The sequence below is a fragment of the Pediococcus stilesii genome (assembly GCF_001437075.1).
Classification (GTDB): Bacteria; Bacillota; Bacilli; order Lactobacillales; family Lactobacillaceae; genus Pediococcus; species Pediococcus stilesii.
In genome coordinates this window covers 1-23,648 of record NZ_JQBX01000018.1, presented here as the reverse complement: position 1 = coordinate 23,648, position 23,648 = coordinate 1, and the positions used below count along the sequence as shown (strand labels likewise).

General features: G+C 37.5%; 24 protein-coding genes. 19 read left to right on the top strand and 5 right to left on the bottom strand.

What is annotated here, in order from left to right; all coding sequences use genetic code 11:
* Positions 1-46 precede the first annotated feature (46 nt).
* Positions 47-1,180, bottom strand: coding sequence for an LCP family protein (locus tag IV81_RS07765; RefSeq protein ID WP_057803949.1), 1,134 nt, complete (start codon positions 1,178-1,180; stop codon positions 47-49).
* 378 nt (positions 1,181-1,558) lie between these two features.
* Here IV81_RS07765 and IV81_RS07760 point away from each other — a divergent pair, with 378 nt between their 5' ends.
* The 7 genes from IV81_RS07760 (at position 1,559) to IV81_RS07730 (ending at position 6,935) form a co-directional block, all read left to right on the top strand.
* Positions 1,559-1,840 carry an IreB family regulatory phosphoprotein gene (locus IV81_RS07760; protein WP_083484703.1) on the top strand — a complete coding sequence of 94 codons (282 nt, stop codon included), beginning with the start codon at positions 1,559-1,561 and terminating at the stop codon, positions 1,838-1,840.
* Entirely contained in the window at positions 1,840-2,280 is a 441-nt protein-coding gene (gene ruvX / locus IV81_RS07755) for a Holliday junction resolvase RuvX (protein ID WP_057803947.1), read from the top strand. The genes IV81_RS07760 and ruvX overlap by 1 nt, the downstream gene beginning before the upstream one ends.
* Before the next feature lie 10 nt (positions 2,281-2,290).
* Positions 2,291-2,572: a DUF1292 domain-containing protein gene (locus IV81_RS07750; protein WP_057803945.1), complete on the top strand. Its 282-nt coding sequence runs from the start codon at positions 2,291-2,293 to the stop codon at positions 2,570-2,572.
* 94 nt (positions 2,573-2,666) lie between these two features.
* Positions 2,667-5,024 (top strand): endonuclease MutS2, encoded by a 2,358-nt coding sequence (locus IV81_RS07745; protein WP_057803944.1) that lies wholly within the window; start codon positions 2,667-2,669, stop codon positions 5,022-5,024.
* Positions 5,025-5,113: 89 nt separating this feature from the next.
* The gene (gene trxA, locus IV81_RS07740) at positions 5,114-5,425 is read left to right on the top strand and encodes a thioredoxin (RefSeq protein ID WP_057803942.1); all 312 of its coding nucleotides are present in this window, start codon (positions 5,114-5,116) and stop codon (positions 5,423-5,425) included.
* Between the two features lie 104 nt (positions 5,426-5,529).
* Positions 5,530-6,327 (top strand): glutamate racemase, encoded by a 798-nt coding sequence (murI, locus tag IV81_RS07735; RefSeq protein ID WP_057803940.1) that lies wholly within the window; start codon positions 5,530-5,532, stop codon positions 6,325-6,327.
* An 11-nt stretch (positions 6,328-6,338) separates the two neighbouring features.
* Positions 6,339-6,935, top strand: coding sequence for an XTP/dITP diphosphatase (locus IV81_RS07730; RefSeq protein WP_057803938.1), 597 nt, complete (start codon positions 6,339-6,341; stop codon positions 6,933-6,935).
* Between the two features lie 104 nt (positions 6,936-7,039).
* Here the strand turns inward: IV81_RS07730 and IV81_RS07725 are convergent, their stop codons facing one another.
* Positions 7,040-7,885: a mechanosensitive ion channel family protein gene (locus IV81_RS07725; RefSeq protein WP_057803936.1), complete on the bottom strand. Its 846-nt coding sequence runs from the start codon at positions 7,883-7,885 to the stop codon at positions 7,040-7,042.
* A 126-nt stretch (positions 7,886-8,011) separates the two neighbouring features.
* Here IV81_RS07725 and IV81_RS07720 point away from each other — a divergent pair, with 126 nt between their 5' ends.
* The 3 genes from IV81_RS07720 to spxB all read left to right on the top strand — a co-directional run bounded on the left by IV81_RS07720 (position 8,012) and on the right by spxB (position 10,702).
* Positions 8,012-8,425, top strand: coding sequence for a DUF948 domain-containing protein (locus IV81_RS07720; protein WP_057803934.1), 414 nt, complete (start codon positions 8,012-8,014; stop codon positions 8,423-8,425).
* A 13-nt stretch (positions 8,426-8,438) separates the two neighbouring features.
* Positions 8,439-8,786, top strand: a complete 348-nt coding sequence (locus IV81_RS07715) for a hypothetical protein (RefSeq protein ID WP_057803932.1) — start codon at positions 8,439-8,441, stop codon at positions 8,784-8,786.
* Between the two features lie 167 nt (positions 8,787-8,953).
* Positions 8,954-10,702: a pyruvate oxidase gene (gene spxB / locus IV81_RS07710; RefSeq protein WP_057803930.1), complete on the top strand. Its 1,749-nt coding sequence runs from the start codon at positions 8,954-8,956 to the stop codon at positions 10,700-10,702.
* 103 nt (positions 10,703-10,805) lie between these two features.
* On the opposite strand, the gene IV81_RS07705 is transcribed toward spxB, so the two are convergent.
* Positions 10,806-11,900: a M24 family metallopeptidase gene (locus tag IV81_RS07705; RefSeq protein ID WP_057803928.1), complete on the bottom strand. Its 1,095-nt coding sequence runs from the start codon at positions 11,898-11,900 to the stop codon at positions 10,806-10,808.
* A 162-nt stretch (positions 11,901-12,062) separates the two neighbouring features.
* Between IV81_RS07705 and ccpA the strand changes: the two genes are divergently transcribed.
* A complete protein-coding gene (gene ccpA / locus IV81_RS07700; RefSeq protein ID WP_057803926.1) occupies positions 12,063-13,064 on the top strand; it encodes a catabolite control protein A in 1,002 nt (333 codons plus the stop codon).
* 54 nt (positions 13,065-13,118) lie between these two features.
* On the opposite strand, the gene IV81_RS07695 is transcribed toward ccpA, so the two are convergent.
* On the bottom strand, positions 13,119-13,850 hold the full coding sequence (locus tag IV81_RS07695) for an MIP/aquaporin family protein (protein ID WP_057803924.1): 732 nt from the start codon (positions 13,848-13,850) through the stop codon (positions 13,119-13,121).
* 215 nt (positions 13,851-14,065) lie between these two features.
* On the opposite strand from IV81_RS07695, the gene IV81_RS07690 reads away from it, so the two are divergent.
* Positions 14,066-14,926 (top strand): hypothetical protein, encoded by an 861-nt coding sequence (locus IV81_RS07690; protein ID WP_236696852.1) that lies wholly within the window; start codon positions 14,066-14,068, stop codon positions 14,924-14,926.
* 105 nt (positions 14,927-15,031) lie between these two features.
* Here the strand turns inward: IV81_RS07690 and IV81_RS07685 are convergent, their stop codons facing one another.
* Positions 15,032-16,324, bottom strand: coding sequence for an adenylosuccinate synthase (locus IV81_RS07685; RefSeq protein WP_057803922.1), 1,293 nt, complete (start codon positions 16,322-16,324; stop codon positions 15,032-15,034).
* Between the two features lie 180 nt (positions 16,325-16,504).
* Between IV81_RS07685 and purB the strand changes: the two genes are divergently transcribed.
* From purB to rbsK, 7 genes are all read left to right on the top strand, one after another.
* Positions 16,505-17,806 (top strand): adenylosuccinate lyase, encoded by a 1,302-nt coding sequence (gene purB / locus IV81_RS07680; RefSeq protein WP_057803920.1) that lies wholly within the window; start codon positions 16,505-16,507, stop codon positions 17,804-17,806.
* A gap of 23 nt (positions 17,807-17,829) precedes the next feature.
* Positions 17,830-18,387 carry a cysteine hydrolase family protein gene (locus tag IV81_RS07675; RefSeq protein WP_057803918.1) on the top strand — a complete coding sequence of 186 codons (558 nt, stop codon included), beginning with the start codon at positions 17,830-17,832 and terminating at the stop codon, positions 18,385-18,387.
* A gap of 274 nt (positions 18,388-18,661) precedes the next feature.
* Entirely contained in the window at positions 18,662-19,219 is a 558-nt protein-coding gene (gene efp, locus IV81_RS07670) for an elongation factor P (RefSeq protein WP_057803917.1), read from the top strand.
* A gap of 241 nt (positions 19,220-19,460) precedes the next feature.
* The gene (locus tag IV81_RS09400) at positions 19,461-19,619 is read left to right on the top strand and encodes a hypothetical protein (protein ID WP_164488204.1); all 159 of its coding nucleotides are present in this window, start codon (positions 19,461-19,463) and stop codon (positions 19,617-19,619) included.
* Positions 19,620-19,630: 11 nt separating this feature from the next.
* On the top strand, positions 19,631-21,064 hold the full coding sequence (locus tag IV81_RS07660) for a multicopper oxidase family protein (RefSeq protein WP_057803914.1): 1,434 nt from the start codon (positions 19,631-19,633) through the stop codon (positions 21,062-21,064).
* 640 nt (positions 21,065-21,704) lie between these two features.
* Positions 21,705-22,442, top strand: a complete 738-nt coding sequence (locus IV81_RS07655) for a YebC/PmpR family DNA-binding transcriptional regulator (protein ID WP_057803912.1) — start codon at positions 21,705-21,707, stop codon at positions 22,440-22,442.
* A 128-nt stretch (positions 22,443-22,570) separates the two neighbouring features.
* Positions 22,571-23,482 carry a ribokinase gene (gene rbsK / locus IV81_RS07650; protein ID WP_057803910.1) on the top strand — a complete coding sequence of 304 codons (912 nt, stop codon included), beginning with the start codon at positions 22,571-22,573 and terminating at the stop codon, positions 23,480-23,482.
* The last annotated feature ends 166 nt before the right edge of the window (positions 23,483-23,648 follow it).

Sequence of the window (23,648 nt, the reverse complement as noted above, 5' to 3'; positions counted from 1 at the left end):
CTGGTACGGGCTCTTTTTTATTGATCAAATTAGTTGTTTAGTTGTTTTAATGATACGTGGTGTTTGTGCGATCGGAGGCTCTAAATCCATTTTTTAAAGGAACCTGTTCTGGCAGTTGCCCTGTTTTAATATTATTGGGGGTACCGATATAGTGGTGTGGGAGACCATATGCCGTATCTTCCAATTTTTCATCTGAGATCGATTGGACGGATTCGTCACTCTTGTAGCGATACTTACCATTAGTTTGGAAAATTTTAGAAGGTTCCGTTGAAGTTAGACCTGCTGCAAATCTTAACTGCTCTGAAACATGCTTTTGGCTGTCAGGATATACTTCTACCATGGAGCGCCCAGCCGTATCAAAGGTTCGCCATTGGAAGGTCAGCCGATTGATTTTATATTTTTTTAGTTTAGAAAGTTGTTGAATTTCACTTAGAATATCGTTACTAGTTAAATTTGTTTGAAGCTTTCCAGTTAGGTCGTCTGCAATCTTTGCGCTATTTTTTAAAATCTTTGTTCCGTGTGCATTATGAATTAGTGCTTCGAGGATTTTTTGTTGTCTGAACCCACGATATTGATCGTTATCGACATGTCGTTCACGGGCAAAAGAAAGGGCACTTCGTCCATCTAGATAGTTAATTCCCTTTTTAAAGTGGATAGGTTTTCCTTGGAAGTTTTGACCAACAAATCCTTTGTTTATATTAACTTTTAAGGGACCAACATCATCAATTACTTGCGTGAAGCCATCCCAATTGAATGTAATAAAATAATCAATAGGAAGATTAAGAAAATGTTCGACAGTTGCTACAGATGCAGCATTGCCACCATATGTATAAGCTGCTTCAATTCTTTGATTACCAGTGTATTGTTTTGAATATATTTTCGTAAATGAGTCACGTAATAGATTGCAAAGGGTGATAACTTTGGTGCGCTTATTGATGACGACGACCATCATGCCGTCAGTACGACTCGTTGATAGCTGATGTTTGCTGCTGTTGTCTAGTCCTAGTAGGAGAAACGTACTAACTTCATTTGAAGAAATTGGTGCATGCTTATTTATAACATTGCTCTCATGAAATGAATTAAACACGTCGTAGTATCGAAAAATAAAAAAACCAAAGACGATAATTAGCACCGTAACGATTAATAAAATAAAAGACTTACCAAATTTGATAATATGCATTGCAATGACACTTCTTTCATATATTGATTTAAGTTAAAATATAACTTATCATTATTATTATTTTAAATATTGGGTGAAACAACGCCGTTTATGAAATATTAATGAACGTGGATTAATTTTAATGTTTATAAAATAAACTATTATCTTATTTTTTATTATTTAAAGTAATAATTAATATAACTTTTAATATACAAAAACATTGAATTTGATACAAACGATTTAGGTGAAACGTAGAAGGGAGAATAAAGCGTATGGACCATTTCAATTAGTTTAAAAGCGTACGTTATATTACGAATCAATTACGAGAAGATTCATTCATTGTGATTTGCTTATTAATCAAGTAAAATTAGTACTAGTATGTGAAGAGGGGTGCTAACAGTGGGAAAACTTGATGAAACGATGTTTTTTGACTTTGGAGATAATAAGCAAAATGACGTCAAAGAAACTTTAAAAACTGTCTATGATGCACTTGAGGAGAAGGGCTATAATCCAATCGATCAAATCGTTGGTTATCTAATTTCTGGCGATCCGGCGTACATTCCGCGTTTAAATGACGCTCGTAATTTAATCCGTAAACATCAGCGTGATGAAATTATTGAGGAACTTGTCCGAGACTACCTTTCTGACCAAGTAGCTGGTAGCAAAAAGGATGATAATTAATGAGATTAATGGGAATGGATGTTGGTTCGAAGACTGTTGGAATTTCTGTGAGTGACCAGTTAGGCTGGACTGCTCAAGGAGTTGAAATTATTCCGATTGACGAGGATGAACAGGTATTTGGTATTGAGCGCGTTAAAGAATTGGTTCAGCAGTATGATGTGGTGGGCTTTGTATTAGGATTACCCAAAAATATGAATAATACTGAGGGCCCACGAGTTGAGGCTGCTCGAAATTATGGTAAGCTCTTAGAGGAAACCTTTGGCTTACCGATTGATTTTCAAGATGAGCGCTTAACAACTGTTGAAGCTGAACGAATGCTCATTGAACAAGCCGATACGTCTCGCTCTAAGCGAAAAAAAGTCATCGATAAACTTGCGGCCAGTTTGATTTTAGAAAACTATCTTAACGGACACGGCAAGCTAATCGATAAGTTAAAGTGAGGACAAACAAATGGATAATGAAGAACAAAAGATTACACTTGTTGACGAACACGGAAATGAAGAGCTTTACAACGTACTGTTTACGTTTGATTCAGAAGATTATGGACGTTCATACGTGCTGCTATATCCTTCTGAAGCTGAGACGGATGAAGAGGTTGACATTCAAGCCTATGCCTTCATGCCTGACGAAAATCACGATTTAGGCGAAGGAGAATTAATTCCGATTGAATCTGATGAAGAATGGGATATGGTTGAAGAAGTCTTGAATACGTTCCTTGGCGATCAAGACTAAGACTAATTTCTGAATAACGGTCCTTGTTTGACGATAAGATGAATTTCTGTCGGCGAACGGGCCGTTTTTGATTTAAAAGTGAAATGAGATAAAAATGAATAAGAAAATCTTAGATGTTTTAGAATATGAAAAAATAAAAATTGCCATTCGACAATTTATCGCAACCGAAAATGGTGCAAAAGAGTTAAAGAATTTAACTCCAAGTAGTGATGAAAGTACGGTTCGTAAATCGCTAAAGCAAACGCTAGATGCAGTGAACATTTATCGTTTAAAAAATGGGATTCCAATTCCACGTCTAGAAGATATTACTGAGTCACTGCAACGGCTAAAAATTGATGCGTCATTGAATGGACAAGAACTAGCTCAAATTGGTCGAGTATTACGAGCAACAAGAACAGTCATTAACTTTTTTACAGATTTAAATGATGAAGAAGTTGAAATTGTCGAGTTAAAGGGCGTCATCGATCAACTAGTCACGATTCCAGAAGTTGAGTCGAGACTAAATGAATCGATTGAAGGAAATGGACACCTATTAAACTCGGCGTCCAGTACTTTAAGAAAAATTAGAACTTCGATTACGCGAATTGAATCCGATGTGCGCCAGCGAATGGAAAAATATACGCGAGGTAGTAACGCTAAGTATCTAAGCGAGCCGATTGTTACAATTCGTAATGAAAGGTATGTAATTCCGGTCCGAGTTGAGTATCGTTCAAAATTTGGTGGAGTTGTTCACGATCAAAGCTCTTCGGGTCAAACGCTATACGTTGAACCAGAATCGGTCGTTGATCTAAATAACGAATTACGCCAAAATCAGGTGGCCGAAGTTCATGAAGAACAACGAATATTACAAGAATTAAGTGAATTAGTGGCTCCGCATGTTGATACGCTTAAAAATAATAGCGGGATTCTCGGTCACCTCGACTTATTAAATGCTAAAGCGCAATATGCACATCAATTAAAAGCAACGGAGCCGCAAATATCTACTTCTGATGCGATTGAATTACGTCAAGCTCGCCATCCATTAATTGATCAAAAAAAGGTTGTTTCAAATGATATTAAACTGGGGGGAGAATACGAAACATTAGTTATTACTGGGCCAAACACTGGTGGGAAGACAATTACGTTAAAAACGGTCGGTCTATTACAACTGATGGCGCAATCGGGAATTTTTATTTCTGCCAATGAGAATAGCACGGTTCGTATTTTCGAAGAAATTTTTGCTGATATTGGTGATGAACAGTCCATTGAACAAAACTTGAGTACGTTTTCTTCTCACATGGATAACACGATTAGTATTCTAGCGCGATTAAATCATCGATCACTGGCATTATTCGATGAGTTGGGTGCTGGTACTGATCCGAAGGAGGGGGCGGCACTCGCCATTGCTATTTTGGATCAGGTTCGTCATTCTGGGGCGGTTTCAATGACCACTACGCATTATCCAGAATTAAAAACATATGGTTACGAGCGGGCACGAACAATTAATGCCAGTATGGAGTTTGATGTTGATACATTACAACCAACGTATAAACTGTTATTAGGTATTCCGGGTCAAAGTAATGCCTTTGAAATTTCTAAAAGGTTGGGCTTGTCGGATTCGATTATTGCCCAAGCTCGTAGTTTAGTCGATCAAGATAGCCAAGATTTAAATAATATGATTAAAGACTTAACAACTCGACAAAAACGAACACAAAAGTTAAATCAAGCGGTTAAAGAACTTCTCGAACAAACCGAAGAATACAATCGAACCTTGGAACAAGGCGTGAATAACCTTAATGCCCAAAGAAATAACCTGCTTGAACGGGCGAAGGAGGATGCTAATCAAATCGTAAATAGCAGTCAAGAGGAGGCGGATCGAATTATTAAACGCCTTCGACGATTGGAACAATCAGCGGGTAATTTTAAAGAAAATGATTTGATTGACGCCAAAAGTAAGATTAACGCTCTTCACCAAGATACAAATCTTAAACGAAATAAGGTTTTACGAAAAGCAAAAGAAGCTCAAAAATTTCATGAAAATGATGAAGTAGTTGTGCTAACTTATGGTCAAAGGGGAGAGTTGTTACGCCAAATTGATCAGAAACATTGGGAAGTTCAAATGGGAATTATGAAAATGAAGGTGGCTGTGGATGAGCTTGAAAAAGTAAAGCCGGATCGAACGGTTAAGCGACGTGTTCATAATTCTGTAAAGAGAACGTCCTCTGCGGGAGTGAAAACACAGTTAGACTTGCGTGGTAAGAGGTACGAAGAAGCACTAACCGAGACTGATCGTTATATTGATGCAGCCTTGCTAGCCGGATATGATGAAGTTACAATTGTTCATGGGAAGGGTACCGGAGCTTTACGAAGCGGAATTACAAAGTATCTAAAGAGTAATCGGCGGGTCAAAAGCTTTGAGTATGCTCCGGCAAATGCTGGAGGAAATGGAGCAACGATTGTCCATTTTAGATAGTTTCTTATAAAATGTAAGTCGAAAAGCTTTGAGTCAGATTAAAATACTGGTATAGTTATTATAATAAAAAGAGAAAGAAGGGTTTTCAGATGGTTGAAGCAATTACAGATGCTAACTTTGAAGAAAAAACAAGTAAGGGTGTTACCCTCACAGACTTTTGGGCAACTTGGTGTGGCCCTTGTCGGATGCAGTCACCAGTTGTTGAACAATTAGCCGACGAAATGGGAGATAAGGTGACGTTCTCGAAGATGGATGTTGATCAAAATCCCCAAACAGCTCAAAACTTTGGAATTATGAGTATCCCAACGTTATTAGTAAAAAAGGATGGCGCCGTAGTAGATGCCATTGTGGGGTATCATTCTAAAGAACAATTAACCAAAGTTTTAAACCAGTACCTATAGAGCTTAATTATAAACAGGATAAGGCAATTGCCTGAGTCCTGTTTTTTTTATTGAAATCTAGTATTATAGTTATGTTATTAAATTTGTTGAGTGGGGGTATTAATATGGATAATCGTCCAGTTGGATTTATGGATTCGGGAGTCGGTGGCTTAACTGTGGTAAAAATGGCTCAGAAACTTCTTCCAAACGAAGAGATTGTATTTATTGGTGATGAGGCGAGAATGCCATACGGGCCTCGTCCCACAGAAGAGGTTGTTGAATTTTCAAAGCAGATGGCCGCTTTTTTAATCTCAAAAAATGTTAAGGCATTAGTGATCGCCTGTAATACAGCGACCAGCGCGGCTTATGAAATTCTGCAAAAAGAGCTTTCAATCCCAGTCATTGGTGTTATATTACCGGGTGCCATGGCGGCCGCAGAACAAACTAAAAATAATAAAGTGGGCGTGATTGCGACGCTTGGAACGATTAAATCAAATATTTATCCTAAAACTTTAAAAACGATTCAATACAGCATTGAATCCTACCCCTTGGCTTGCCAAGAGTTTGTAGAGATTGCTGAAAAAAATGAGTTAGACACACCTGAAACGAGGGTCGTCGTTGAAAACAAATTGAAAGAGTTTAAGCAAGATCAAATTGATACATTGATTTTGGGATGCACTCATTTTCCATTGCTTTCCAAAAACATTCAAAGGGCGGTGGGCGACGAAGTTACTTTAATTGATCCAGGAGTTGAAACTTCCAAACAATTAAAAAACTTGCTTGAAGATCAAGATATGCTTCGTGATGAAAAGCTTGAGATCAATGATCGTTATTATTCTACAGGTAATTTAGTTGAATTTGAAAATGTGGCTCGAAACTTTTTAGAAAAAGAAATTGTAGTACAACAGGTAAAAATTAATTAGGGGTGCCACGAATGAACGAGGAAATTTTAATAGCAACTAAAAATGAGGGTAAGTTAAAAGAGTTTAAGAATATTTTTGAAAAAAAGGGAATCAAGGCTAAATCGTTAAAGGATATTAGTTCGGCAATTAATGTTGTAGAGAATGGTTTAACGTTTGAAGAAAACGCTCGCCTAAAGGCCGAAGGATATGCTAGAAATGTAGGTATTCCAGTTTTAGCAGATGACTCCGGGCTGCAAATTGACGCTTTAAATGGACGTCCCGGTATCTTTTCAGCTAGATACGCGGGCGATCATAATGATGCTGCCAATAACGCTAAGGTCTTGTCCGAATTGGGTGGGATTCCCAATGAAAAAAGAACGGCTAACTTCCATACAACCATTGTGGTTCGAAAGCCCGACGGAGCAGAGCTGATTGCTAATGGAGATCTAAAGGGTAGAATTTTATCGGTTCCAAGGGGCGAAAATGGTTTTGGATATGATCCATTATTTTTTATAGATGGTAGAAACAAAACTTTGGCTGAAATGACCACGGATGAAAAAAATGAAATTAGTCATCGTGCGCTTGCAATTCAAGATTTACTAAATCAATTTGATGCTTTTTGGAAATGATTTGATGTAAAGTGTACGCTTATTTTTAAATGAAAATCAACGACTAAAAAATTAAAGCCTCTGAGATCACATTAAATCTCGGAGGCTTTAAATTACATTAAAGATTAATTTTCAATTTTTAAGTTTTCTTTTGAAAGAATTTTTAGACAACGATCCAAAACCATCGTTTGCATCGCAGCTTGATAACCGGGCTTGACCTTAAATGAAATTTGAATTCCTAGGTATCCTCGATTTTTTTCAATAACTGGTGCTTGAATTACCGGAGTTGATTTAATTTTGTCGGAAGCACTTTTTAAGTTAGAAAGTTGATCTCGAAGTAAATCTTTAGCATGATCAATTTCAAAAGCATCACTTATGTGCAAAAAGATACTAACGTTTTGGGTACCACGGGAATGATTTGAAACGGTAGAAACAGAGCGGTTAGGTAGATAATGCAAAGTTCCATCGACCGCTCTTAATTCGATTGTGCGCAGTCCAATTGAGACTACGGTACCATCAATGGCTTGGATGGTGACACTGTCGCCAACGCGAAGCTGGCCTTCAATCAAAATAGTTAGTCCATTGATAATATCTGAAACAATTCCTTGGGTACCAAGACCAATGGCAACACTCAAGATTCCGGCTCCAGCAATGAGGGTTCCAACGGGGACACCTAAATTGGATAAGATCGAGTAAATATAGAAAAACATGACTGAATATTTGAAAATATTGTTAGTTACCGCAAAAACAGTCTGTGATCGTGCAGATTGATTTTCAATTAGGTCACGACGTTCGAAACTGTTTCTGATAAGTCTTTTTCCAATGCGATTTAGAATCCAGAAGAAAATTGTAATTAAAATGATTTGCAGAAAATGCTGAAGAAAATTGAGACCAATCTGCTCCCAGTTAATTTTGGATAGTTCAGATTTGAGTGGTTCAAATGACGCACCCATGAATAAAGAAAAGTTCATAGTAAAAATCCCTCCGTTAATTACTACTATTTTAGCAGAAAGTTGGGTTATAAGTATGGGTTTTCATTGCACTTAATGCGCTGGAATGCTATTCTTGAGTCATAAACAAACGGGAGGGATCGTTAGATGACAGGAGGCGGAATCGCTGCAATCATCGCTGCAGTGGCTTTACTTATTTTAGTTTTATTTATTGGTTTAGTTTTGGTTAATGCTTCTAAAACGTTATCAGAAATCAACCGAAGTATGGCTGTAATTACTCGTGACGTTGATCTTATATCGCATGAAGCTGAAGGAATTATGGCAAACGCTAATGAACTTTTGGAAGATGTTAATGGAAAAGTAGCAACGATTGATCCATTATTTCAAGCTATTGCTGATTTGAGTGAAAGTACCTCAGATTTAAACAATGCCACGCGTCGTTTAGCCGGTAAAGTAAACCATACCGCTAAAAGTAGTGGAACTGGGAAAGTGGCAACGGCGATGAGTGTTGGAAAAGGTGCGATGAACATGTACAAGAATCATAAAGAGAATAAAAAATAGGAGGCTATCAAACATGTCAAAAAGTAGTTTTTTATTAGGTGTAATTTTAGGTGGAGCAGCGGCAACGGCGGCAGCAATTAAACTAATGGATACGACCCCTCAACAATTAAAAGAAGCTGCGGTTGAAAAATTTGATGATTTTATGGAAGCAAACGATTTTGATGCAGATACTTTAAAAAGCCGAGCAGCATCGTCAGTGGACGACTTAAAGCAACGCGGGTTAGACTTAGCTAATCGAGCAAACAGCAAATTTAATTCTGACATGGGTGACGAAGATGAAGATTTTGTAGTTGATAATATGGTTGAAACGCCATATGAGAAACCAACCGAAGTTTTTATGCCACACAAAGAAGAAAAATAAAGCATTAAAAGAGATGAAAACACGTAGTTGCGCGTTTTCATCTCTTTTTTTCGCTCTATGGAATAAATTAATAAGTATGAGCATTAAAATTGATTTTTAATTGTAAAAGGACAATAATCGTTATTGAAAAACGAAAACGTTTTCAAAAAACGAGGAGGTACTTATTCATGGTAGAAAAAATTCAAGCAGGAGTTGCAATGCTGAAGGTTATTGAATCTTGGGGAGTAGATCATATTTATGGTTATCCTGGGGGGTCAATTAATTCAACTATGGATTCTCTACAAAAAGAACAAGAAAACATTAAATACATTCAGGTTCGTCATGAACAAGTTGGGGCATTAGCGGCAGCAGCTGATGCAAAACTAACGGGTAAAGTCGGAGTGGCTTTTGGTTCAGCCGGACCCGGTGCTGTAAACTTACTTAATGGACTATATGATGCAAAAGAAGATCATGTTCCTGTATTGGCAATTGTTGGTCAAGTTCCGCATGATCGAATGAATTACGATTATTTCCAAGAGTTCAACGAAGCTCCAATGTTTGATGATGTTGCCGTTTATAACAGGGTAGTTATGACCCCCGAAAGTTTGCCATACGTTATTGATAAGGCAATTCGGATGGCATACAAAGAAAATGGGGTTGCCGTTGTTATCATTCCTAATGACTTTGGTTATGTTCAAATTACAGATAATCACTATTCAACTGAAAGAACTCGGAATCAAGAGCAGCCTAAACCAGAACCAGATGTAGAAATGGTTCGCGAAGCATGGGATATGATTAAGGCCGCCAAGTATCCAGTATTCCATCTTGGACAAGGTGCAAGAGGAGCAACTAAGGAGATTGAACAATTATCCGAAAAGCTTCAAATTCCAATTATCATTACAGGTTTAGCAAAGGGTGTTGTTCCTGATGATTATAAAGGAAACGTTGGACCTTCCAATCGAGCTTCTTCAAAGGTAGCTAATGAGTTAATCAAGAAAACAGACCTTTTAATTTCGATTGGTGCAAACTTCCCATTTGCTTTGGCAGTCTATGGCGATCGACCATTTAAATATATCCAAGTAGATAATGATCAAGCAATTTTTGGACGCCATCATTCACTCGATCTAGGAATTTGGTCGGATGCAAAATTATTCATTGAAAAACTAAGTGAAATTAGTGATGACGTAGCGCCAAGTCCCTTTTACAAAGCCGCTGTAGCAGCTCAAAAGGATTGGCGTACGTACTTGAAGGGCTTAATGGATCGAACAGAGGGGCCTTTAGAATACGAACAAGTATACAAACAAATTAACCGAGTTGCAGAAGAGGATGCGGTATTTTCGATGGATGTTGGTGATAACACCATCAATAGTTTCCGATTCTTGGATATGAATCCTAAGCAGAAGATTTTAACTTCGGCATTATTCGCAACTATGGGCTGTGGAATTCCAGGTGCAATGGCTAGCAAATTGAGTTTTCCAGATCGTCAGGTCTTCAATATTGCAGGTGATGGTGCATTCTCGATGGTTATGCAAGATATGATTACGGAAAAACGTTACAATCTTCCGATTATTAATATTGTTACATCTAACCGTCATCTTAGCTTTATCAAGTCAGAGCAAGATGACGTACCACAAGCCGAATTTGGTGTAGATTTAACGGATGCTGACTACGCTAAAATTGCTGAAGGAATGGGTGTTAAGGGAATTAAAGTTGATACTCCTGATCAATTAGAAGGTGCTTTTGATGAAGCAATGAAGGAAGTTGATGCTGGACGTCCTGTTTTAATTGATGCAAACATTACTGATAAACGTGGAATTCCTGTTGAATTAGACTTATCTTCAGAAGATTCAGTCTACACACCAGAATTCCTAAAGAAATGGGATGCTGAACAATTAAAACCATTTGACGAATATTTAGCCGAATATTCTGCAGAATAGGTTTTTAAATAAAAAACACTTCGGTTGTTTATATATTCGAGTAGTACATTAAGACTACACGTGTAATATATTCCGAAGTGTTTTTTCAATATAAAATTTTATTTTATAAGTACTTTAATTCTTTAGATGTATGTGTGAATGGCTCGCATCCGTCAGATGTAATGTGAACACAATCTTCAATACGAACACCCGCAACGTCTGGAATATAAATACCAGGTTCGATGGAGAAGCACATTCCTTCTTGAAGAACAAGTTCGTTTCCTTCCATGATGGATGGAAATTCATGCTCGCCCATTCCCATACCATGGCCTAGACGGTGAATGAAATATTCTCCGTATCCGGCTTTATCGATGATATCGCGAGCAACTCGGTCTAAACTTGCAGCCGTGATTCCTGGCTTAGCGTAGTCTTGGGCAGCAAGTTGGGCTTCCAGACAAACTTTGTAGATATCTTTTTGCTTATCATTAAGAGTCCCCAAGGCCACTGTTCTGGAAGCATCACTGATGTATCCATCATGGACAGTACCTAAATCGAAGAGAATTAATTCATTACCCTTAATTTTGTTCATAGCAGTAGCACCATGTGGTTCAGCAGCATGGGCACCAGCTTGAATTAGAGTGTCAAAGCTCATCTCCATTACGCCGCGCTTCTTTAAAGCGTACTCGAGTTCAGCGGCTACTTCGGCTTCAGTTTTACCGGCTGCTACGGCATTGAAACCAACTTCAAAAGCAAAATCAGCTTCTGCGCCAGCTGCGTTTAGCTTTTCAATTTCATCGGCAGTTTTAATCATTCGAAGATTTTCAAAAACTGGTGTCAGATTTTTTTCAAAATTGGCGTTTGGAAATTCTGAACGAAGCTGTTCGTAGCGATCCACGGTTAAATTATCATTTTCAATTCCCCAATGGATTGGATTTGAATTCCGTTCTCTGATATAGTTAGCAATTAATTTAAATGGTTTTTCATGGTCTAAGTAACCGTATACGGGATGATCCCAGCCGGTATCCTTGATGGCTTCGACTTCCAATGCAGGTGCAAATAAAAATGGCTCATGGTCTGGAAATACAAATAAGGCTAAGACGCGTTCGATGGGATCACTCCCAAAACCGGTTAAGTATTTGATACTTTCGAAATTACTGATATAGGCAACGTCTAGTTTCTGTTCAGAAACCCATTTTTGAACTTTATCTAGTTGTGACATCTAATCGCTTCTTTCTTGTTATGATAGTTTGATTATAGCACACGAAGATAATTAGATTAGAATGTCAAAAAAGGTTGCAAGTTAAGTGAAAATTTGATAACGTATTCATGGTAATGAAAACAGAATGAAAACAAATAATATCAATGAAAGAGGTCGATAACAATGGCAAAACAAACCATCACGATTTACGATGTTGCTCGGGAAGCAGGAGTTTCAATGGCAACTGTTTCACGAGTAGTTAACGGGAATCCAAATGTTAAGCCTGATACTAGAAAGAAAGTTAATGAAGTAATTGAACGCTTAGATTATCATCCCAATGCGGTGGCTCGCGGATTAGCAAGCAAGAAGTCAACGACGATTGGAGTTATTCTACCTGATATTACAGAGATGTTTTTTGCGTCATTAGCTCGTGGAATTGACGACATTGCTTCAATGTACAAGTACAATATTATATTGGAAAATTCTGATGAAGATGTTGATAAAAAAGTTGAAGTCTTAGAAAATCTTTTAGCTAAGCAAGTCGATGGTGTAATCTATATGGGTAATGCAATTGACGACCGTCTTCGAGAAGCATTTAAATCTGCTAGGACACCGGTTGTTTTTGCTGGTTCAGTTGATGATAAACATTCGATGCCTTCAGTTAGCATTGACAACGAAGCAGCAGTCTATGAATCAGTGCGTAAACTGGTTGAAAACAAAAACAAGAAGATTGCATTCATCTCAGGACCACTTTCTGAACCAGTTAATGGTAAATTTAGAATTGAAGGTTACAAGCGCGCTTTGGCAGATGCTAAGATTGACTTCAATGATAATCTAGTTTTCGAAACATCTAATACCTATGACGATGGAATTAAGCTGGCTTCACAAATTGCGTCCAGTGATATTACGGCCGCTTTTGTTGCAAATGACAGTCTTGCTGTCGGACTTTTGAATGGGTTACAGGATTTAGATGTTAAAGTCCCAGAAGAATTTGAAATCATTTCTAGCAATAACACGAGCTTGGCAAAGATGGTTCGCCCACAAATCAGCTCAATTGGACATCCAATGTATGATACGGGTGCTGTCGCAATGCGCTTATTAACTAAGCTAATGAACAAAGAAGAAGTTGAGGAGCGAAATATTACACTCCCATATGACATGGTATTCAGACAGTCAACTAAATAAGCATAAATAAAAATCGCCTTCATTGTTGAAGGTGATTTTTTATGTAATTTTATTTTAAAGGAATAGACCTTTGTATAAAGCTACAGCGCAAATACCTGCTAAAATTGGTGCAACGACCGGGATGGCAGCATAATTCCATTGCGAAGATCCCTTATGCTTGATGGGTAAGAAGGCATGGACTAAGCGAGGACCCAAATCACGTGCTGGGTTCAAAGCAGGACCAGTTGCACCACCAAGTGAAGCGACCAAAGTACCAACAAGAAAACCGAGGGCGATAAAAACGGAACTCATATTTTCTTTAAAGTAAGGTGCGTTGGTGAATGCAGTAGCTCCAAAGAATAAAACAAATGATCCAACAAATTCGTTGACGAAACCGTTCCAAAGGCTATTACTGGCATCAATGGTACTAAATGTTCCTAAAATTGATTCAGAATTAGTTGTTTGGTCGTAGTGGGGCTTGTAAGACCAATAAACAACCAGTTGACCAAAAATTGCACCTAACATTTGAGCGATAATGAAAGGAATTACTTGAGACCAAGCAAACATTCCAGAAGCGGCCAAGCCAATTGTCATTGCGGGGTTAATTTGAGCGCCTGAGACAGTCCCAAACATTAAAGCGGGAACCATCACACCACATCCATAACCAACTGCAATTACAAGCCAGTCACTACCATTACCCTTTGTACCTTTAAGTTCGACGTTAGCAACTGAGCCGTTACCTAAAAGAACTAAAATTGCTGTACCTAAAAATTCAGCCGCTAATTTGGCTAAAAAACTATGATCCATTATATGACTCCTTAAAAAATTAAATTTTGGTAAAACACACTGTTTATGAGTATATCTTATTTGAAAGATAATATGCAAGAGTGTTAAGACGCGTTTTCTTTAAATTTACAATGAATTGTGAAAATGAATTAGTATTTCATTATTAACAGATTCTGATTTTTTTAATAAAGACCTATTAAATCAGTTAAATCGTGATAAACTGAAAACAATCATTCATGACAATGAAAGGAGAGTTTTTTATCGAACAAAGTGAAACTACCAGAATGCAACGTACAAAAAAAGAAAAAGAGCAGGATGCTCCTTCTTCGAACAGAAAGCCATCCCTTTTCTTTACGCGGATCTTCATGATTATTTTAGGATTACTCAGCTTGGCGACAGTTTCGGCACGGCAGACGATCTTTAACTCTGAGTATGTTCAACAGCAGGTTTCAAAATCGCAAGCGGCTAGCACAATTAATCAGCAGTTGAGTGGACAATTAAAGCAAGTTGGCATTCAACAAACTAATCTAATTTCAGATGATTTAATTAATAAAGAGTTGGAAACAATGATTCAACAATTTTACGACGGTTCGCAAGTTCAATTAGATCAAAATATTATTAATGATGCCGTTAATGATAGTGTTGGAGCAACCGGAATTATCCAACAAGGAATTACCTCCGTTGTAGTTAATCAAATTGCTGGTGTCTTTAATAGTCAGTTGGATACGCAAAAGTTAAATCAATATTCTGGTCAAATTAATAAACTAAAAGCAATCAATCAGATTGTAATGTGGGTAAGCGGAATTGGGTTAGCGATACTAATTTTACTGGCGTTCATTCGACGACAAGGGGTTTCTCTGGTAGCCACTTCGATGGTGGTTGTCGGTGCGTTTGTGGCAATAATCAGCGCGATTGCGTATATTTCAAATATTTTAGGAAACCTGCCAATTCAATATGCCGTGGTCAAAAGTATCGTTGAACAAGCCGGGCAGGACATATTAATTCGTGAATTTGTGATTGCGAGTGTGATTTTTGTTGTAGGGGTGGGGCTAATGATCCCAACAATGCTTCTAAAGAGAAAAAAACGACTAAAGTGACAAAAAATTGTTCAAAAAAAGCCATGCGGCGTAATAATGATTTAAAACATGAGCAAATTACTTAGCTTGAGATCATTTTTATTGCCAATGGCTTTTTTATAATTTTTAATTCCACATGTCATTTAAAACAACGGTTTGTTCACGATCGGGACCAATGGAGAAGGCACTAACACGAACACCGGTTAAATCTTCAATCTTTTTGAGATAGTTTTTGGCATTAACTGGAAGTTCATCATAGCTCTTCATTTGGGTCAAGTCTTCAGACCAGCCTGGAAGAGTTTCGTAAATAGGTGTTAAATTCTCAAGTTCTTTTTCTGAAGCTGGGTAGTAGTTAATTACTCCATGATCGGTTTGATAACCGGTACAAACTTTTAATTCATCAAAGCCGGCCAAAACATCTAGGCAGTTAACGACTAAATCTGTTAGTCCATTAATCTCCGAAACATACTTCATTAATACGCCATCAAACCAGCCAATTCGACGAGGACGATGTGTCACAGTACCGTATTCGTGTGCCGTTTCACGGATTCGATCGCCGATAGAATTAATTTGTTCAGTTGGGAAAGGTCCTTCACCAACTCGTGAAACATAGGTCTTACATACACCAACAACGTGCTTGATCTTCGTTACGCCAATTCCAGCACCAGTGGCAGCACCACCAGCTGTTGGATTAGACGATGTGACAAAAGGATATGTTCCGTGGTCAATATCTAGCATGGTACCTTGAGCACCTTCAAAGAGGACCCGTTTATTTTCATTTAATTTATTATGGATCATGTAACTTGTATCTGTAATGCAGGACTTAAGAGTCTCGCCATATTCAAGATATTGCTTGGTCAACTCTTCTAAAGTAGGAAGTTCATCCCAGAGGTCCTGATCTAAAACTCTTTTTTTCTGTGCTAAGTTAAATTCAATTTTATCTTTTAAAGTTTCCGCATCTAATAAATCAATTGCCCGAATTCCAATTCGTTGCATTTTATCCATATATGCAGGACCAATTCCCTTATTCGTTGTTCCAATCTTTTCGCCATTTTTTGCACGATCACGTTCTTGCTGTTGGTCTTGCAGAATATGGTAAGGAAAGACAATATGTGCTCGATCAGAAATCTTTAAATGATCAGTGTTAACGCCCACATCGTTTAATTCTTTGATTTCATCTAAAAGGGTTTGCGGATTAATTACCGTACCATTTCCGATGACACAGGTTGAATTTGGTGCAAGAATTCCTGATGGAATCAAACGAAGAGCAAGTTTTTGATCATTAACTACTAATGAATGACCAGCATTATCTCCGCCAGAGTAGCGAACCGTCACGTCGGCATCTTGTCCAAGAAAATCGATAATCTTTCCTTTTCCTTCATCGCCCCATTGGCTTCCTATTACAACTGTAGCTGACATATATTTTCCTCCATTTTTATCAATACACAACTCTAAAGATAATAACACATATTTCCTAAAAAATAAAAGTAATAAACCGAATTATATAAAAGCACTTACTTTTTATAGTTCGTATTTATTAATTTTGAAGAATTTGTTAAAATAACTGTGTAAACAATTTAAACTCAAAGGAGTAATTATATGATTGATCGTTATGCAAGACCTGAAATGCAAGAAATTTGGAGTCGTCAGTCACAATTTCAAAGCTGGCTTGAAGTTGAAGTCGCTGTTGTTAAGGCATGGAATAAAGAAGGAAAAGTTCCTGATCAAGATTTAGAGCTTATCGAAAAAAATGCTAAATTCGATTTGAATCGAATTGATGAACTCGAAAGTCAAACGCATCATGATGTAATTGCTTTCACAAGATCCGTTTCCGAATCTTTGGGAGAAGAACGAAAATGGATCCATTATGGATTAACTAGTACAGATGTTGTTGACACGGCCCAATCGTTAAGAATCAAGGCAGCAAATGAAATTATTTCGGCAGATCTTGAAAAATTTAAAGAAACGCTGAAAGTACTTGCACTCAAATATAAAGATTTGATTGCGGTTGGCCGGACGCATGGGATTCATGCAGAACCAACTACAATTGGACTTAAGTTTTTACGTTGGTATTCCGAAATTAACCGAAACATTGATCGTTTCAACCATGCTCGAAAAAATATTGAAGTTGGAAAAATTAGTGGGGCTGTAGGAACGTTTGCTAACATAACTCCTCAGATTGAAGAGTGGGTATGTCAAATGTTGGGAATTGGGCATCAAGAAATTTCTACTCAAATTTTACCACGGGATTTACATGCCGAATATTTGAGCGTGTTGGCATTGATCGCATCTGAAGTTGAAGAAATCGCAACTGAAATTAGACATTTACAACGAACGGAAGTTAACGAAATGCGCGAAGGCTTCGCCAAGGGACAAAAGGGTTCTTCTGCAATGCCACACAAAAGAAATCCGATTGGTTCAGAAAACGTGTCCGGGTTAAGCCGTGTTGTTCGTGGTGAAATGGTTACAGCTTTCGAAGATATCAACTTGTGGCACGAACGTGATATTTCACATTCTTCAGCTGAACGTGTAATTTTACCGGATTCAACATCATTGGTTGATTATATTTTAAATCGAATGAATCGAATTTTGAACAATTTGGTAATCAATGAAGATGAAGTAAAAAAAGATCTTGAAATGACGCATGGACTGATCTTCTCTCAACAAGTTATGTTAAAATTAATCGATAAGGGATGGACGAGAGAAGAAGCTTATGATACTGTTCAGCCGATTGCAATGACCGTTTGGAATACTGGTGAACACTTTATGGATTTATTATTGAAAGATGAAAAAATTAAAACGACTCTAAGTGACGAAGAAGTTCGCTCGATTTTTAATTACCAGTACCATTTGAAAAATATTAATGAAATTTATAGACGATGTGGTTTGGATGTGGATTAGTTTATTAAAAGTGGGGAATTTTGATGAGCAGTGAAAATGAGGCACTACTAATAATTGATTATACAAATGATTTTGTGGCCGATGGCGGTGCATTGACAACCGGAAAAGTTGGACAAAGTATTGAGACTAACATTATAAAGGCCGCTAATGAGGAGCTTCGTCAGGGTGGATGGGTGATGTTACCCACAGATGTTCATGAAGAAGGTGATCCTTACCATCCAGAAACCAAGTTATTTCCACCACATAATTTAAGAAATACGTGGGGACGGGAATTTTATGGACAATTAAAGGATTGGTATGAGCTTAATCAGTCTAATTCGAAGGTTCGTATGTTTGACAAAACTCGTTACAGCGCGTTTGCTGGAACCGATTTAGATATTCGACTCAGGGAACGCCACATTGATACTTTAAGATTGACCGGTGTTTGCACCGATATCTGTGTGTTGCATACAGCAGTTGATGCGTACAACCTTGGATATAATATCATCGTAAATGCGGATGGAGTTGAAACCTTTACTGAACACGGTCAAGAATGGGCTTTAGATCATTTTAAAAATTCGTTAGGTGCTCAAATAAAATAATTAGTAATCATTGCCAAAGAAAAGAGATCTCAAAATCTTAACATGTTTTAGTTGGTCCGTTTGACGGTTCTAACTTTAGAAAAACATTTTAGGTTAAGGGATCTCTTTTAGTATGCGGTAAAAGAGCGCTTTTTTATGATAGAATGGATTAATAAGAAAAAAACGGAGAAAAAAATGAGCTATACGTTGAGGATGATCAGTAGTATCTTTTCAATTCCACCTAATTTTAGGAAGTCTTGAAATTTATAGAATAAAATACTAGAGGAGAACAGTTATGATTGAAGCTATTAATTTAAAAGCAGGAATGACATTTATTAAAGACGGAAAGTTGATTAAGGTTCTTGAAACCAATCATCATAAACCGGGTAAGGGTAACACGGTGATGCAGATGAAATTATACGATGTTCGTGCGGGATCAACGGTTCAAACAACGATGCGGCCAACTGAAAAAGTGGAACAAGCAATTTTAGACACTAAAGAAGCACAATATCTTTATCGGCAAGATGATATGGCTATTTTTATGGATACCGAAACTTATGAACAATACGAGTTGCCCGTTTCAAGTATTGAAAGCGAACTGAAATATCTCTTAGAGAATACGAATGTGAAAATTAATTACTATGGTAGTGAAGTCATTGGTGTAACTCTGCCTACGACGGTTGAACTTAAGGTTGTCGAAACAGCTCCATCAATTAAAGGAGCTACGGTAACAGGATCTGGGAAACCAGCTACAATGGAAACAGGGCTAGTCGTTAATGTGCCTGATTTTATTCAAGAAGGCGAAACTTTGGTAATCAACACTGAAAAGGGAACGTATACAAAGCGTGCGTAATTTCTTTTTAAAGTATATTTGAGATTGTGATGAATTAAATTTCGTCACAATCTTTTTTTGTAATATAATGCAGGTAGCAACAGGGATGAAACTGATAAAACAATCTAATTTAGACATTGAGGTTAAACTGTTCAAACGCATCGCTTTTATTAAGGAACTTTTTAGTGTAATGGCTTTACTTTATCTCAATTTAGGTGTAGTTTATAATTGTTCTAAAGTAAAATACAAGGGGATGGCGTGGATGATTAAGTCAAAAGTCGGTTCGATTATATTTGTTTTAGTCTACATATACTTATTTTATCTAGTTGCTACTGACCAGTCGATGTTGGCAATGTATGTAATGGCGGGTGGCATGTTAGCAGAGTCAGTTATTTGTTTAATCGAAAGTTTTAAATCTTAGGAGGAGAAGCAATGATTACAAAGTATTTATACGATGAGAATGCTTATGATTATCATGATGGAGGGTATGTTCAATTAGAACAGGCCCCAGGAGCCGAACATCAATTGAATGTTCCACCAATTTTAGCTCCTGATCGTGTAGAAGGAAACGATATTTTTTATACGGTTACGGCGCAAGCTGGAGAAACGTCAATATTACCAGGCGCTAAGACGCGAACATGGGGATATAACGGCAGTATTTTAGGACCATTGATTAAATTCGAAATGGGAAAAACGTATCATGTTACGTTAAAAAACGAGTTGGACGAAGTGACAACTTTTCATTGGCATGGTTTAAATATTGTTGGACCGTATGATGATGGGGGTCCTCATGCACCGGTTTATCCGAATGGTGAAAGGAAAATCACATTCACAGTTGACCAACCTGCTGCAAATATATGGCTGCATCCGCATCCATGTCCTCAAACGGCGCGCCAAGTTTGGAACGGATTGGCTGCCCCTGTGATAATCTCCGACCAACACGAAGAAAGCTTAGATCTGCCACGTCAATGGGGCGTTGATGACTTTCCAATTGTATTGCAAGATCGAACTTATCATGAAAATCAATTAGATTACAATGAAGATTACGACGTCGATGGAACCTTGGGGCGCTATGCATTGATCAATGGGACCGTTAATCCGGTGGTTGATGTGAAAAAACCTATTATGAGGCTACGTTTGTTAAACGGTTCCAATCGAAGAGAATGGCGACTTCATTTTGAAGATTTTCATCCATTTACACAAATTGGTAGTGATGGAGGGCTACTTCCAGAAGCAGTTGAGTTGGATCGAATCATGCTAACTTGTGCTGAAAGAGCAGATATTTTAGTTGATTTTTCAGAATATGCGCCTGGACAGGAAGTAATTCTTAAAACGGATGACTTTAATTTAATCAAATTCAAAATTGGTGACTTCGATGCTGAGAAGATTGAATTACCTTCGCCACTTGCAAAAATCGAAGAAATTAAAGTTGATTCAGAAACCCCAGTATTTAAAACAGTTATGTCGGGGATGGATGATCAAGTACGGTTGGATGGAAAATTATTTGACATGCAACGCATTGACACCCGTCAAGAAGTTAATAAAACTCAAATATGGGAAATTTCAAATACTAACGATATGGACGGTGGGATGATCCATCCGTTCCATATCCATGGCTGTCAGTTCCAACTAATTAAAAGAAATGGCAAAGAAGTTAATCCAAACGAACATGGTTGGAAAGATACGATTGGAGTTAATCCAAACGAAACAGTGACCATCAAAGTTAGGTTTACAAAGCTAGGAATTTTCATGTACCATTGCCATATTTTGGAACACGAAGATACAGGAATGATGGCTCAAATTGAAATATTTGATCCAAAGCATCCAATTGAATACCATTTAATGAGTATGGACCATCAAATGTAGCATTATATATTATTTAAGTTAAATTATTAAAAGGTTATAATCTTAAAAATATTTCGGAGGCTGATAATTATTTTAGCCCTTGAAATTGGATTAGGGTTATAACTTTTTTATTTGTGGTCATGTTTAAGATAAAGAGCGGTATTAAAGGGGCGGAATATCAAATCTAAATTAAAAATATGTAAAAATTGATAATAAACGATAAAAAGTTGATAAATATCTTTTACGGGTATGTTAAAATTAACCTGTGGTATATGCAAATAATCACACAAGCGTATGCATGATAATTTTTAATAACGAGCACTAAGCGGCGATTTTAGAATATGTATAGACGCTCATTGATCCCCCAAATCAGTGAGTCTAGTAGAAAAGCTAGCAAATTCAATAATATTACATTGCCTCAACTTAATGATTATTCTTCTATCCTCAGAAAGATAGTCGCCCCCTCGTTAGTAAAAGATGTTTCCAATTTAAAATGGAAGCGTCTTTTATTTTAAACAGAGGAATTGAGTAACATAGGATATGAAATGGGAGATATTTGTGGGATGGCAACTGGAGAAACATTGACAAATGGCGATGGAATGCGTATTATATTAAACGTCTATGAACAGATAAAAATTGAAATGAAAGAAGGAGTTCGGATATGTCAGGACATTCAAAGTGGCATAATATTCAAGGTCGTAAAAACGCCCAAGACGCAAAGCGTGGTAAAATTTTCCAACGAATCTCTCGTGAGATTTATGTTGCAGTTAAAGCTGGGGGTCCGGACCCTTCTTCTAACCCTCAGTTACGCTTAATGATTGATAAAGCCCGAGCAGCCAACATGCCTAAAGATAATATTAAGCGTGCCGTTGATAAGGGTAGTGGCGCTGGCGGCGCAAACTATGAAGAAATTACTTATGAAGGATATGGACCAGCTGGAACAGCGATTATTGTTTCTGCACTAACGGATAATAAGAACCGAACCGCTGCTGCAGTTCGTTCCGCCTTCACTCATCATGGAGGATCACTGGGCGCTTCTGGTTCAGTCTCATACATGTTTGATCGTCGTGGATACATCGTAATTAGTCGTGAGGATTTGGACAAAGACGAAGATGCAATGATGGAAGACGCAATTGAAGCTGGTGCTGATGATGTACAAACTTCAGATGAAGTTTTTGAAGTTTATACGGATCCTAAAGAATTTGCTACAGTTCGTGATGCATTAGAAGCAAAGGGTTACTCTTTAGCAAATGCTGAACTCACTATGATTCCAGAAAGCGAAACCGTTGTTCCGGAAGATAAGGTTAAACAATACACTGGTTTGATTGACGAATTGGAAGATAACGATGATGTTTCAGAAGTTTATGAAGCAGCAACGTTACCAGAAGATGCTGAATAATTACCATTAAGATAAAGCTGATGCCTAACAAGTTGTTTGTTGAGTATCAGCTTTTTAATTATAGTAAATTTCATTTGCTAATCGATTATGATAAAATTTCCTTATACAATATATAATGAGGTGGCATGATGAGTAATAAAATCGTGGTTCTGGGCAGTTTAAACGTTGATACAATTTTACAAGTGGATCATTTTCCAAGTCCAGGTGAAACACTTTCACTAAAAAATAAGCAAACTGCTGGCGGGGGAAAGGGAGCTAATCAAGCTATTGCTGCTGCTCGATCAAAGGCAGAAACGAGTTTTATTGGAAAAATCGGACAAGATGAAAATGGACAGTTTATGCTTAAACAGCTAGTTGATAGTGGTGTTTCAACTGATTTTGTAAGTCAAGCGTTGGATACAGGCACTGGTCAAGCTTTTGTAATGCTTGAAAAAAGTGGTGAAAATAGAATTTTGATTTATGGCGGGGCGAATGCCGAACTAAACGAAAAAGATATTGAAAAGGCCATGTCTAAGATTAATGAAGCTGATTTTCTGGTTGCACAGTTGGAAACACCGGTTGAAACAACTTTAAAGGCTTTCGAATTGGCCAAAAAGGCTGGAGCACTTACGATACTAAATCCTGCCCCTGCTATTAAAAATTTATCCGTTGAATTGTTGAAACTGACCGATATAATTACTCCCAATGAAACTGAAGCAGAAATTTTAACCGGAATTCCTGTAATTGATAATGATTCAATGGCACGGGCAGCTCAAAAGCTCCATGATTTAGGAATTAAGATTGTGATCATAACGCTTGGTGAGAGGGGTGTTTATTTTGACACCGAAAATGATAGCGGAATCGTGCCCGCTTATAAAGTAAATGCAGTCGATACCACGGCTGCCGGAGATACTTTTTTGGGAGCGTTTAGTTCTGAAATTCATCCAGCATTAGATAATTTGGTTGATGCGATAAGATATGGAAATAAGGCTTCATCGTTGGCCGTTCAGAAAATGGGAGCTCAACCTTCGATTCCAGCTCGAGATGAGATTATACGTTAAGGTATATGAGTTTTGGCAGTAGGAAATTGGTAATTATTACAGGCATTTTTAAAAATAAAAAATTGAATCAGCTGTATGTTTAATAAATAAAAAAGAAGTTGCAATTGACCTGCGCTCCAGAAGTTAGTTTAGTATTTTATCGGCTGTCCGTCAATTGGTGTGATGG

Bases quoted from the DNA above. Each gene is read 5' to 3' on its own strand.
- IV81_RS07765 (WP_057803949.1), bottom strand. From the start codon at position 1,180: ATGCATATTATCAAATTTGGTAAGTCTTTTATTTTATTAATCGTTACG.
- ruvX (WP_057803947.1), top strand. From the start codon at position 1,840: ATGAGATTAATGGGAATGGATGTTGGTTCGAAGACTGTTGGAATTTCT.
- IV81_RS07750 (WP_057803945.1), top strand. From the start codon at position 2,291: ATGGATAATGAAGAACAAAAGATTACACTTGTTGACGAACACGGAAAT.
- IV81_RS07745 (WP_057803944.1), top strand. From the start codon at position 2,667: ATGAATAAGAAAATCTTAGATGTTTTAGAATATGAAAAAATAAAAATT.
- trxA (WP_057803942.1), top strand. From the start codon at position 5,114: ATGGTTGAAGCAATTACAGATGCTAACTTTGAAGAAAAAACAAGTAAG.
- murI (WP_057803940.1), top strand. From the start codon at position 5,530: ATGGATAATCGTCCAGTTGGATTTATGGATTCGGGAGTCGGTGGCTTA.
- IV81_RS07730 (WP_057803938.1), top strand. From the start codon at position 6,339: ATGAACGAGGAAATTTTAATAGCAACTAAAAATGAGGGTAAGTTAAAA.
- IV81_RS07725 (WP_057803936.1), bottom strand. From the start codon at position 7,885: ATGAACTTTTCTTTATTCATGGGTGCGTCATTTGAACCACTCAAATCT.
- IV81_RS07720 (WP_057803934.1), top strand. From the start codon at position 8,012: ATGACAGGAGGCGGAATCGCTGCAATCATCGCTGCAGTGGCTTTACTT.
- IV81_RS07715 (WP_057803932.1), top strand. From the start codon at position 8,439: ATGTCAAAAAGTAGTTTTTTATTAGGTGTAATTTTAGGTGGAGCAGCG.
- spxB (WP_057803930.1), top strand. From the start codon at position 8,954: ATGGTAGAAAAAATTCAAGCAGGAGTTGCAATGCTGAAGGTTATTGAA.
- IV81_RS07705 (WP_057803928.1), bottom strand. From the start codon at position 11,900: ATGTCACAACTAGATAAAGTTCAAAAATGGGTTTCTGAACAGAAACTA.
- ccpA (WP_057803926.1), top strand. From the start codon at position 12,063: ATGGCAAAACAAACCATCACGATTTACGATGTTGCTCGGGAAGCAGGA.
- IV81_RS07695 (WP_057803924.1), bottom strand. From the start codon at position 13,850: ATGGATCATAGTTTTTTAGCCAAATTAGCGGCTGAATTTTTAGGTACA.
- IV81_RS07690 (WP_236696852.1), top strand. From the start codon at position 14,066: ATGACAATGAAAGGAGAGTTTTTTATCGAACAAAGTGAAACTACCAGA.
- IV81_RS07685 (WP_057803922.1), bottom strand. From the start codon at position 16,324: ATGTCAGCTACAGTTGTAATAGGAAGCCAATGGGGCGATGAAGGAAAA.
- purB (WP_057803920.1), top strand. From the start codon at position 16,505: ATGATTGATCGTTATGCAAGACCTGAAATGCAAGAAATTTGGAGTCGT.
- IV81_RS07675 (WP_057803918.1), top strand. From the start codon at position 17,830: ATGAGCAGTGAAAATGAGGCACTACTAATAATTGATTATACAAATGAT.
- efp (WP_057803917.1), top strand. From the start codon at position 18,662: ATGATTGAAGCTATTAATTTAAAAGCAGGAATGACATTTATTAAAGAC.
- IV81_RS09400 (WP_164488204.1), top strand. From the start codon at position 19,461: ATGATTAAGTCAAAAGTCGGTTCGATTATATTTGTTTTAGTCTACATA.
- IV81_RS07660 (WP_057803914.1), top strand. From the start codon at position 19,631: ATGATTACAAAGTATTTATACGATGAGAATGCTTATGATTATCATGAT.
- IV81_RS07655 (WP_057803912.1), top strand. From the start codon at position 21,705: ATGTCAGGACATTCAAAGTGGCATAATATTCAAGGTCGTAAAAACGCC.
- rbsK (WP_057803910.1), top strand. From the start codon at position 22,571: ATGAGTAATAAAATCGTGGTTCTGGGCAGTTTAAACGTTGATACAATT.